The organism is Chryseobacterium bernardetii (assembly GCF_003815975.1).
Lineage (GTDB): Bacteria > Bacteroidota > Bacteroidia > Flavobacteriales > Weeksellaceae > Chryseobacterium > Chryseobacterium bernardetii.
Genome location: NZ_CP033932.1, coordinates 2,594,330 through 2,607,021, shown reverse-complemented (window position 1 = coordinate 2,607,021; position 12,692 = coordinate 2,594,330). Strand labels below are relative to the sequence as shown.

General features: G+C 35.7%; 7 protein-coding genes. 3 read left to right on the top strand and 4 right to left on the bottom strand.

Features of this window, described 5'->3' with window-relative positions; translation table 11 throughout:
- Positions 1-18 precede the first annotated feature (18 nt).
- The 3 genes from EG339_RS11965 to EG339_RS11955 are packed head-to-tail and all read right to left on the bottom strand — an operon-like array spanning position 19 to position 5,918.
- Positions 19-1,368: a RagB/SusD family nutrient uptake outer membrane protein gene (locus tag EG339_RS11965; RefSeq protein WP_123870283.1), complete on the bottom strand. Its 1,350-nt coding sequence runs from the start codon at positions 1,366-1,368 to the stop codon at positions 19-21.
- 11 nt (positions 1,369-1,379) lie between these two features.
- Positions 1,380-4,559 carry a SusC/RagA family TonB-linked outer membrane protein gene (locus EG339_RS11960; protein ID WP_123870282.1) on the bottom strand — a complete coding sequence of 1,060 codons (3,180 nt, stop codon included), beginning with the start codon at positions 4,557-4,559 and terminating at the stop codon, positions 1,380-1,382.
- A 57-nt stretch (positions 4,560-4,616) separates the two neighbouring features.
- The gene (locus tag EG339_RS11955; protein ID WP_123870281.1) at positions 4,617-5,918 is read right to left on the bottom strand and encodes a TlpA family protein disulfide reductase; all 1,302 of its coding nucleotides are present in this window, start codon (positions 5,916-5,918) and stop codon (positions 4,617-4,619) included.
- A gap of 959 nt (positions 5,919-6,877) precedes the next feature.
- On the opposite strand from EG339_RS11955, the gene EG339_RS11950 reads away from it, so the two are divergent.
- The 3 genes from EG339_RS11950 (at position 6,878) to EG339_RS11940 (ending at position 9,866) form a co-directional block, all read left to right on the top strand.
- Positions 6,878-7,099 carry a helix-turn-helix domain-containing protein gene (locus EG339_RS11950; protein ID WP_123870280.1) on the top strand — a complete coding sequence of 74 codons (222 nt, stop codon included), beginning with the start codon at positions 6,878-6,880 and terminating at the stop codon, positions 7,097-7,099.
- A gap of 1,022 nt (positions 7,100-8,121) precedes the next feature.
- Positions 8,122-8,358 (top strand): hypothetical protein, encoded by a 237-nt coding sequence (locus tag EG339_RS11945; RefSeq protein ID WP_123870279.1) that lies wholly within the window; start codon positions 8,122-8,124, stop codon positions 8,356-8,358.
- Positions 8,359-8,906: 548 nt separating this feature from the next.
- A complete protein-coding gene (locus EG339_RS11940; RefSeq protein WP_123870278.1) occupies positions 8,907-9,866 on the top strand; it encodes an arsenic resistance protein in 960 nt (319 codons plus the stop codon).
- 517 nt (positions 9,867-10,383) lie between these two features.
- Here the strand turns inward: EG339_RS11940 and EG339_RS11935 are convergent.
- Complete coding sequence (locus EG339_RS11935; RefSeq protein WP_123870277.1) at positions 10,384-12,654, bottom strand: multicopper oxidase family protein; 2,271 nt, start codon at positions 12,652-12,654, stop codon at positions 10,384-10,386.
- Between the last annotated feature and the right edge of the window lie 38 nt (positions 12,655-12,692).

Below are 12,692 nucleotides of genomic sequence, written 5' to 3'. Positions count from 1 at the left end.
TTTGTCAACCCTATTATTTTATCTTGGATTTTGTGGCATCCCCGTAAGCGAAATAATATCTTCAGGAATAGCAATGGCATATCGCAGATCATTGGGAGGTAAAGTGTAGCTTTGCCCATTAACCGTTCTTGTCAATGTAATATTTGCCCCGTCACGATTGTATCTTTTTAAATCAGACCATCTTAGTCCACGAATCAAAAGCTCTTTTCTTCTTTCCTTTAAAATAATATTCAGAGCATCTATTTGTGAGCCGACTGTTATCGGAACAAAAGTTCCTGTTTTCCATCTTTTGACAAGCAGGTTATTGAGATAACCCATACCTTCCTGAATCTTGTTCAGTCTTGCATTGCATTCGGCAGCCATCAAATACAGTTCATCAGTTGCCACGCTCACTATCGGCCCATTGACATTGTTGTAATACCCTTTGAATAAAACTTCATTATCTGCATTCTTATTAAAAAACACGGTTTTGCGTAAGTCATCATTATCATACATCTGATAAATATTGTCTGGAATCTTAGCTGGCATTAAGTGAGATTCGTAGGCTATAGCTGTCCACAAAAGGACTTCCTTATTCATTTCCTCAATGGGATAATCATCATTGGGATTCAGCGTATTAAAATCCATCAGGTCATTATTGATACTGAGTGCCTGCTGAGTATTATGTAGCGCGTTGGTATAATCTCCCATAAAAAGATAAGTGCGAGCCAACAAACCATAAGCAGCCGCTCTTGATATGCGCATCCCTGAAATCTGTTTTGGTAATAGCAGTGGTATTGCAGTTTGCAGGTCACTGATGATCTGGTCATAGGTCTGCTTGACTGTTGAACGTACCGATGGAATATTCATATCAGGGTCAAGTCTTAGTGGAAGCCCTAAATCTGTTCCAGCAGTCTGAGGATTGTAAGCCTTACACCATATCTGAGCGGCATCCAGATATCGGAAAGCACGAAGTGCCAACGCCTGTCCTCTGATATTGTCTGCCTGCTCACCTGTAAAATTCTTATCCTGCATATTGAACAAAACGGCATTGCAGATATAGATACTTCTATAGCAGGTAGACCAATCGTTTCCTGATTCAATGGGAGGGGCTACAATATCCGGCATCCAGGTGTAAAGACGTTTGGATTCTTCGAAGCTTAAGCCATCATAATCAGCATCTGTAAGATAGTAGTCATCCGAACTCGTTTCTCCACTTGAAGCAAACTCCACATTGAGGAAACCATAATTGTTCAGAAGCATCTGGTTGTCCTCCAATCTGTCTGGAGTCGCCAATTTCAGGTCAGACTTCTCGTCTAAAAAATCACTGCATCCAAAGGAAATCAGAATTAATGATAATGATATTAAAAGTATTTTAGTTTTTCTCATATCTATCCATTTTAAAATTTAGCTTTTAATCCTAAGGTAAAGGTCATAGGAGGTTTTAAGGTATTGTTTCCCAAATTGAAATCAGGGTCGATTCCACTTTTGCTCTCTTGCCAGAGTATTCCGAGATTACTCACATTGGCATACAGTTGAAGACTTTTGAGCGGCAAACTTTGCCATTGTCTTTTGCTGATCTCATATGCAAGATTGATGTACTGCAGACGAACGTGGTCGCCTTTTTCAATGAGAGCAGCCGAACCTGCATAGAATGCATCTCTGTTGGAATTTGTCTGATAAAGGTTGGAAGGCACATTGGTAAAAGCTTCATCACCCGGTTTCTGCCATCTTTGTTCATAATCGCTGTGACCGTTCCATTCCCTGAATAAGCTCGTGTAGTTAATGGATGGTTTTCTGAAATAATACCCCAGTTTATAAGTAATTCCTACATCAAGGCTTAATTGCTTGTAAACAAATGTATTCGTGAAAGAACCATAAACAGTAGGTACAGCAGAACCGAAATACTGCAGATCTTTGACATCACCTCCCATTATATTGGCGTAATCTTTACTGACCTCTCCATTAAGATAACCTCTTGGGTCACCCGTCTGGGGATCAAGCCCTGCCCATTGATAGCCAAAAATAGAATAGACAGGCAAGCCTTCAATTCCAGATATGGGAACAGAAGCAAGTACGAAGTTCCTTGCCATCGTACTGCTCGGATAGTATTTCGTCACTTTATCTTTGTAGGTACTGAAGTTAAGTGTGGTCAACCATCTAAAAGATTTGTTGATATTGATGGTCTTAAGTTCAACATCAACACCTTTTCCTTCTATTCCTGCAACATTCCATACAAGACTGCTTATTCCAATAGTATAGTCCAACGGAACCTGTCCGAAAAGATTTTCTCCTTTTTTCTGGAAATACTCCACAGAACCTGAGATTCTGTTGTTTTTGGTTGCAAAATCCAATCCTGCATTGATCATTCTGACCGTTTCCCACCGAAGTTGGGGATTGTAGTAATTGTCAAATCTCGCCATCTGCTCCTGCGTGTATGTTGAAACACCGAGTAATGCCATTGTTGTTACGGCAACCATTGCAGGATTGATATTTCCATTGAAACCATAAGAACCTCTTAGCTTCAGATTCGGAAGCCAGCTTATAGCATAAAATTTCTCATTGGCTACATTCCACGAAAGTCCTGCCGACCAAAAGGGATTCCATTGGTCATTGGTTTTTAGACCGAACAAGTTGCTGGCATCACGACGGGCGCTTCCCGATATGGTATATCGGTTATCATAGGTGTAGGCTGCATTGCCATAGACTGATACAAAACGATTGGTCGATTCTCTCAAAGAATTCAGATTATCGATAAAAGCTGTACCTCCTGCAATGATTGGGAATCTCTTGCTGAGGTCGACCATTCCAAAGGAAAGATTGTTGGGGTCATAACCATAATATCGATTATTGCTCGACTGTGAATTGGAATCTCTTACTTCACTTCCCAAAATAGCCGACACCTGATGTTTGCCAAAACCTCTGTTGAAATTGAGCTGTCCTCGAAAATTGTTGATGTGCAATTGCGAGTTGGTCTTATCCAGTATTGCACCTTTGGGTACATTGTAGGTCAGACTGCCATCGGAATTAATGACTGTGAACCTATTTACATAATCTCTTACAAAGTAACTTCCCTCAACATACATTGTATTGGAAAGTCCTGCGGTTATCTGATACTGATATTTAATATCAACATCCAATCCTTTTAGTAGTTTATAGTTCAATCCTGCGTTGAGAATGATCTCCGAGCTTTTGCTTTTGGCTGTATTGTGCTCCCAATCGTTTAGCGGATAATAATTCCAGTCCAATAATTTCCCGTTGCCTAATGCTGATTTATAACCCTGCTCATAAGATTTTGAAACTGCTAACGGATTTCCGAATGCGTCTGCCATTTCCATATAGGGAACAGCATTGGTTTTCATAATAATACTTCCAAAGGCACTGCGTCCGCTTTGAGTTGCTGAGTGCGTGAAAAAGATTCCTGTATTCAGTGTAAGGTTCTTTAGAGGTTGCCAGGTATTCTGAAAGCGGAGGTTTACACGTTCGTATTTTTCTCCTAAGTTTCCGGTATTGTCATCGTACCCTAAAGATGAAGTCCAAGAAAACTGAGGAGCACCACCCGCCATACTCAGTGAATACTGCCTGTTCTCCAAAGGCTGGTACATATACTTACGGTATTGGTCACGGGAATCAATCGTCTTCAGGCGTTCTATTTCGTTTCTTACATATTCAGGTGAAAGCAGTCCTTTCTTTTCCTTGTTCAGAAGGTCAACCACTGGAGATAATACAGGATGACTTGTGGAATTGATATCGGTGTTGTAAAAATTCTTCTTGAATAGTTCCTGTTCAACATCAATGAAGTCTGCACTTGACATTGTTTTCAGATAATTAAAATCAGGCTTGGGACTGGTCATTAAGTAAGTGTTGAAATTAACCGTCACAGGCTGATTGTATTTTGCCGTTTTGGTAGTTATAACAATTACACCGTTGGCGGCTCTTGCTCCCCAGATGCTCGAAGCGGCGGCATCTTTGAGAACGGTAATGCTTTCAACAATGTTGGGGTCAATATTGCTGATATCACCATCGTAGGGAAAGTTATCAACCACAATCAAAGGCGATTTAGGTCCCTGAATCGTACTCAGACCTCTGACCATAATTTGTGATCCGCCTTGAGATGTCCCTTTGTTGATGACGATTCCATTAGCTGTGGCAGCTAAACGGTCAAGGATATTGGTGGAAACCTGTGTATTTAAGGCTGAATTACTCACCGATGAAAAAGAACCAGTGGAACGTTCTTTAGGGATTTTCTGATAACCTGTTGTAAGTACTACCTCATCAATTTGGGCTACCTTTTCAGAGAGATTGATTTTTAAGGGTTCTTTTAAAGGAAGCTCCAAAACAATGATCTGTTCTTCATAACCTCTTCCAAGTATCACAAGATTAATCTTTTTGTTATTGGTGGTAAGACTGAAGTTTCCATATCTGTCCGTAGTCGTAACCATTTTTGAGTTTTGAATGGCGATGGTTGCGCCTGATACGGGTAAGCGGGTTGTTTCGTCGATAACGCTTCCCGTGAACATCTGCTGTGCCATTATTGGCACACAATAGCATAGGACGGGAAGCACTAATAATTTCTTCATAGTCTGATATAGTTTTGCATTAATGTAAATTCAATGATTGTTCATGCGTGGGAATGTTTATTTCCGCGAGTCTTTGATGACCATCATCAAAACCTGACGCTCTTGAGGTATCAGGTCAAGGTCGTATTTCTGAAGCTCTTTTTTTAAGGTGGCAATATCTTTGACTCCCGAAACCTCCAGGTCTACATTCCCTGTGTATCCTGTCTCATCGATAAACAATTCCTTGATGGGAATCTCGCCGTTGAGCATATTGACCATATTTTTAAGAGGTACATTTTTAAGGATGGATGGGGTTTGTGGAAATGTGGAGCGTTTTTCTCCTCCTTTGGTTGCCAGTTTGTCTTTCGTGCTTGTTCTTACTAATACAAAACATTGTACAGGTCTTTTCTCAAGGGTCACGGTATAGCCGGAATAACGATTCAAATCTTCAAGCATATAATTGTATAGAGAATCAGACTTTTGTTCTGGGATAATGAATTCGTAATTATAAAGGTTTGCTCCATCATTTGAGCCGTCTGCTTTTTCTATCGACATTAATTGTTTAGGTTCCTTGACATCGATAATTATCCTTTTTTCCGTGAAAGATATTTTATCTTGCTGTTTGATAAGCTCGTATCCTATAGGATAATATATATCCCATAATGACAGATTGGTAAACTGTCTTCCGTGAATTTTGCCTGATGCTGTTTTGCGATACGTTCCTCCTGCACCAATATCAGGGATTTGTCCTTTGGCAAAAAATGAATAATTGAGGAGTTCGACATTTCTTTGACGGTCGTAATCTTCTGAAAGCATCAATGGTCTTGCTCTGTCCATTTGGATAATGGTCTGCAAAGACGACTTATCACCGTTCAAAACTTCAGTGATAGTCTGTTCAGTAAGCTGTCCTGCATCGGTGGAGTTGAATAGTTTTCCATCTTTTATCCAAATGATGAATGGAACACCTGCGTGTGGGAATAGTTCGTGAAGCTTTTTGTCTTCATACGTAGACGTCATACTTTTGTACTTCTTTCCATTGGATGAAGAGAAGAATTTATCCAAAGCAGCTTTATCCTGACTGCTTACAGGAAGTATTTTTACTTTGTTTCCAAACTTTTGCTGTAAGGCTTCAATTTTAGGGAGGCTCATCAGACAGCCACTGCACCAAGTCGTCCAAAAATCAATCAGTATTAATTTGTTCTTTTCCTCTGAAAGATTGATGGTTTTCTGAGGATGGTTGACAACCTGTAAAGGTGTTGTCCAAAAACTTTCAGGAAGGGAATCTCCAATTTTAAGAGACTTGTTCTGGGCAAAGGATGTGGTTGCCACCACAAGTGTAAAAGTAAGGGACATAGATCCCCTGCAAAAAATATTTTTCATATTTTTGAATAGGTTTTTAATGATTATTAATGACTCTTATGCTCTTTCCTGTGGTCTGCAAACTGAGGAAAGGGCTTTTTCTTTTTCTAAGGGTTGCTGTAAATTATCTGTGTCTTATATCTGTTTTAGTTGTTGCTTGAAATGATATGCTTGAGTGGAGGCATCCGTGGTGGTGGAAAACCTCCTACCCAAACAATCATAAAAAATTAATATGAATGAAAATTGTGTTTCGTTAAAGCCTGTTAAGCCGCAATGAGTTGTACACCTCATTGTAAAATGTCATAAGTGAGAAATATATTTTACCACAAATAAAAACAGCTCTCCCATTTAGCAATGTACTTTTGTATTAAATTCCCTTCGTTCTGAAAAATAATTTGGAAAATTAAAAGAAAGCAAGTACTTTTAAAGTGTGAGTTTAAAGTGTAGTCTGGCTTCCTCTAACTATTAAGGGAATTTCGGAGTGTGTCGGATATATATTAGTGGGGCTTTTATTCCTCACCTAATTTTATTGGGCTAAAATGATATATATAGAGCAGTAATTTTTTCTACAATGCTCACCAGCTACTCTGGTGGACAAATAAGCAGAATCGTTGAAAAGATCGTTCTCATAAATATAGTTTTATATATATCGGGAACAATGTGTGAATGTAAGATAGCTGTGCCACAAAAAGCAAGGAGCGGTCTCACACTTTCAATCCGAGGGTGTCCTACGACCCTAACAATAAAATATTGTTTGCAAATGAAAGCTTGCGTGAAGACCGCTCGCATGCCGTATGCAAAAGTAGAAAACTTTTCGACATGGAGCGATTTCACGATACTCTCGTCTGCTAATAGGACTTTACGGAACGAGAAACATCGTTACATGGTTAAATTTTAACCAGTTATATTTTATAATCGCTTGAGCAAATATAGTAATAATTATTAAATGTGGCAATATAACCACAAAAAAAATAAAAAAAATGAGTGATAATTTCACAGCTACCTATAAAGCAATAGGTAAAGCTTTAAAGAATAAAAGAATTGAAAAGAGTTTAACACAAGAACAGTTGGCTGATAAGGCGAAGGTTGATCGTTCTAAAATCAGTGACATGGAAAATGGTAAAGAGGATTTTCAATTTTCTACGCTATTAAAGTTGTGTAAGCAATTGGATTTAAATGTTGCTGAAATTTTTAAAGATTGAAAATCCTAAAGAATAGTTTATTTTATATGAGTATTACTTCATCAAGTCTTATTCAAAATCCCTAAATAACAAGGGATAAAAACTAATAACAATGGAAACCCAAATAGATTGAGAATCATTGCAAATATATTTTGTTTACTTCGAAATAGCTATTTCTTTATAATAGCGATCTGAACATTGTTGTAGAACCTCCTCGGTTTCTTTATATTCTTTTTTGACTTTAATATAGTCTTGGTGGGTTTGATAAATACCAATTGATAATACAATAACTGCAGGATGCAATATTCTTTAGTATATCAAATTACTAAAAATATCGATGTTCTGAACAATGTGATTTTTATCAATTATAATGAGCGTTCTCAAAATCCTAATCAACGGAGCATAGCCTTCGTAATAAGATCTCCATTTCAGAATCGATTGCACAGTAGATATATTTATCTTTGAGTCTGAAAAATACAATGGCTTTATAAGCTTTATAAAGGAAATAGACCATTGTAGCAACTGCCATCAAAAAAAATTAAATCCGAGCTCCTTTATCACTAAAGTATCTTAAAATCTTATTTACTATCTTTACAGTCAAATGAAATTTTTAGCGTTTATAACAAGTTTTTATATAATAAGTCTTATTGCCACTCCGACAGTTAGTATTGTTTATGCAAAATTTTAATCTGAACAATGTGCTAAGTCCTGTTCAAAACCTACAAATGCTAAAAAGAAAAAAGACAAGTGCAAGGAGCAAAGTTGTTCTTCGTTTACTTGTTGTTTTAAATTAAACATATTGATTTCTGATATATTAAAGCAGAGTCACTCAATAACAAATTTAGTAAGCAAAAATAACTTTGGCTTAAATCAATGTTACCTTTTATTAGGAAATTGTGATATTTGGCATCCTCCAAAATTTTATGTTAAATTTCAATTTAAAATCTAAGATTTAAATTTTATACCCCTCTAGATTTATCAAAAGATAAGGAAGTGAGAGTTTTGTTATATCTAGAATTTTTTAACAATTAAATACAATAAATATGAAAAGTATAATCGCTGTATTATTGCTTACTTTAACTATAAATGTAAATGCTCAACAAACAGAGCCAAAAGTGAAAAACGCAGAAAAAACTTCTGTATCGAAAAAAAAGTCCAATACTTCAAAATCGAAGAAAGAACCTTCTTGTAAGATTGATGAAAATTCCACGACATCTAATGAGAAGAAGTCATGCAATGCTGATGGTTCTTGCTGTGGTGGCAACAAAAAGAAAGCATAGTAATTTAAATATGAACGCCTCTACTGAGGCGTTCTTTTTGATTAACAATTAGAAGACTAGGACAGTTTTCATTTGATTTTTTCAGCGCTACTTCCTGTATCATTCTCCCATTTTTCCCCAAGTCAACAATTGGGTTCAGACAGCTTTAGTTCATTGATTCTTTGATTGATTTACAAGTTTTTTTTCAATCTTGTTAAAGCATTCGTTTTTATTGTATTTGTTATCATCATATTAAACGGTGCAACCAAAAACAAGATTAGTAAAAAATAAATCAGAAAAAATATTCTGCAAATTATTAAGAAAAAGAAACGGTTATTGCCAACCTGAAAATCATAATTATTGAGAGGAGAGAACTAAAAAAAGTTTTTGCATATAAATTCCTTGGAACATACAAAGTTACTAAACTGAATAGAATGCTTTGATTTTTATACTTTTGCAATATCTGTCAGTGGATGAAAAGGTAAAACTTAATTAAAAACTAAAGTTGTTGACGGTATTAAAATAGAATTGGATTTTAGTATTCAATCTAAAAAAATTTGCTATAACTAATGATTACTAAAGAAATACTCGAAAAAAGACAGATTGGTATATATATAGTCACACTTTTAATAAGTGCTATTATTGGACTGAATTGGGGTAATAGCAAAATTCTTGAGCATACAATTGAACCAGTTATTGGAATTTTGCTTTATAGTATGTTTTGTCAGATACCATTTTTGAAACTAAAAAAAACATTTCAAAATCCTTCTTTTTTTAAAGCTCTTTTAGTTGGAAATTTCATACTTATACCATTACTTGTTTGGGTTTTAATAAGCATATTTCCTGTAACAATTTTAATTAGTGTTGGCGTTCTTTTAGTTCTTTTAACACCTTGTATAGATTATGTAATTGTATTTACGTACTTAGGAAAAGGTGATTCTCAATCTGTCTTAGCTTCAACACCCTTATTATTTATCATTCAGATGTTGTTGTTACCCTTATTTCTATGGATTTTTTTGGGAAGAGAAATAATCAACATAATTCAAGTTACTCCTTTTGTCAAATCTTTTATTTACTTGATAATTATACCTTTTATATTATCAGTTTTAACGCAAACCGCTTCGAAATCTAATAATAAAATAGGAAATACAATAATGGACTTTTCGAGCTGGTTGCCTGTTCCATTTATGGCGTTGACATTTTTTGTTGTTACTGCGTCTCAAATTTCATCACTTTACAATAATCCTGAACCTATTTTAACTGTTATTCCTATTTATATTGCATTTGCCATATGTGCGCCATTTATTGGTATGCTATCATCCAAAATATTTAAGGTAAATCTTTATGGAACGAGGGCAATAGCTTTTTCTACAAGTACGCGAAATTCATTAGTTGTTTTACCTTTAGGACTTTCTCTACCTGCTCCCGATAATCAATTAGTTGGAGTGGTAATTGTAACTCAGACCATTGTAGAAATTATATTTGAACTGATTTATATCAAAATCATTCCTTACATTATAAGAGGATAATCGAATTAGCTTTGCAGTTAATTTGAAATCTTATTATATTTTAAAAAACGAGTTAAGAAGTTTCTTTGCATTCTATGCAAAAAACAAGGTCGCTTTGATTGTAAAAATTTAGATGTTTGTATAAAAAAACGATCTTGTCTTAAAAGACTATCAATTTTTCAGAGCTCTAGATAAAAAACATCACAAAGTAATGATATCAAAACGCTAATACATATTTTGTTTTTATATCTATACTTAATTTACTTATATACAACCTAAATCTCTTTTACTCAAACTAAGAAACAGTCTTCAGCTATCAATCTCGATAATTCTGTTTCTAATTTTGCAATATTTAACTATGAAATCAATTAATTTAGTTCCGAAACATTGATGTTTTTTTAAATCAAACAATGCACACAGATTAGAAGTTTTTTTAAAACTGTTATTTGTTCTGAAAATAACTATGCATTGTTTGAATTAGTATAATTAAGGTTCTGTTATTATAAACATTTTAATAGTTCATTTTTCCAACTGCTATTTAGTATGTAAATGCCATTCCTACACCAAAACCCATATCACTATCATAATGTGTACGGATACCAATGTTTTTGGTAATGATATATCTAAGTTCTGCCATATATTCCATATCAGTATTTACCATAAAGCCCGCTCTTAATCTCTTAGAGATAGGAATATCTTCACGCATTAATGACAGACGTACAATGCCATCGTGATATACTTCTGCCTGAAAATTAACCAACATTGGCAAAGTGTACATAAAACCTAGACTAAAAGCTCTGCGTGTATCTTTTTCATTTTTCTGTCCAAATAAATTTGTTTCGTGCTCATCCATACCCATTTTTCGGTAACGCCAATCAAAACCGATGAATGGCATAAACCATTGCATTTTACCAATGTATCTACCTAAGTGTGTTTCTACTTCATAACCGTGCATATCATTATAACCTAGACGCCATTCTGTACCTAAATTCCATCTTGCGTTCTGAAGCATCGCGTCACCATCATTTCCATTGGTTGCAAAATCATTCTGTGCCATAAAGTGAGGCATATTGCTTTCTCTCTGCAATTTATTGTATGCTTGTTTTTTGTTGGGTAAATATGGATTTTGATAATCATCCACTGCAAAAACCCTGTTCATCCCTGACATCATATGATAGAGGATATGACAGTGGAAAAACCAATCTCCTTCTGCGTTTGCCAAAAACTCAATGGTATCCGTTTCCATTGGCATTATATCCACTACATTTTTAAGGGGAGATTTTTCGCCCTTGCCATTTATTACCCTAAAATCGAAACCGTGCAGATGCATTGGATGGCGCATCATCGAATTATTGTAAATGGTGATGCGTAAAATTTCTCCTTTCTTTACAGGAATTTTATCGGTTTCAGAAAGTATTTTATTATCCATACTCCACACATAGCGGTTCATATTTCCCGTAAGGGTAAACTTTAATTCTTTAACAGGAGCATCTTTGGGTAGTGAGGTATTATTCGGCGATTGTAGCATTGCATAATTCAGTGTTTTGATTTCTCCTAAAGCATTTGCATTGTAACGGTTGGGGTCATTATCCATATTCATATTGTGCTGGCTATGGTCTTGCTTTTGCTTTGCTTCTCCTGTAATTTCGGGATACATCACTACATTCATATCCATTTGGTTAAGGCTCATTTTCATACCCATATCATCCAAATCGCCATTCATCTTCATCATATAATTCATCATTTTCATTCCCTCAAAATATTTCAATCGTGGGAGCGGAGAAATCAATTGCTTGATACCGTTACCTACAAAATAGCTTGCAGATTGTGTTCTGTCTTCAGTTGTGGCTAAAAACTCATAAGCAACGCCATCATCAGGAATGGTTACTACGATATCATACGTTTCGGAAACTGCAATGATTAATCTATCAACTTCTACTGGCTCTATATTATTACCATCATTGGCAACCATTGTAATTCTACCTCCTGCATATCGTAACCAAAAATAGGATGAGGCTCCGCCGTTTGACACCCTTAATCTTACTTTATCTCCGGCTTTTAGTGTTTTTCCATCAACGGTTTTTAAATCGGTAGTATGATTACCGTTGATTAATATTTTATCATAATAAACATCGCTTACGTCCATTGCCAACATACGTTTCCATTCATTGGTTAATTTTGTTTTAAAATACCCTTCTCTAATAGCTTCTGCATAAGATTGTGTTGCTCCTTTTTTGATAGCCGCCCAATCATTTGCATTATGCAGCATCCGGTTAATGTTATCTGGATTTAGATTTGTCCATTCGCTTAAAATAATGGGTACGGTAGGCAAATCATCTATCCCTTTTCTAAAGGTTTTATCGTCATTACGCTTTTTCATTACAAAACTGCCGTACATACCAATCTGTTCCTGCAAACCTGAATGGGAATGATACCAATGTGTTCCGTTTTGAATAATTGGGAAACGATAGGTGTAACTTGAACCTGCTTCAATTGGCTTTTGTGTAAGCCAAGGCACACCATCTTCTTTGTTGGGCAAAAATACGCCGTGCCAATGTAATGATGTGCTTTCCTTTAATTGGTTATGCACTACAATCTCGGCAGTATCGCCTTCTGTAAATGTGAGCGTTGGCATCGGTATTTGACCGTTTACGGCAATGGCTCTTTTTTCTTTTCCTGCGTAGTTTACAAGCGTATCTTTTACATACAGCTCGTATCGCACTACTTTTTGGGCGTAAATTATTTGAGTTGCCAATAGTAATATTACTATTGGCAACAGTTTTTTATAAATATTTTTTTGAATAACCATTTTAGAAATTTCAATTTTATAATTACTAAAAAGAGGCT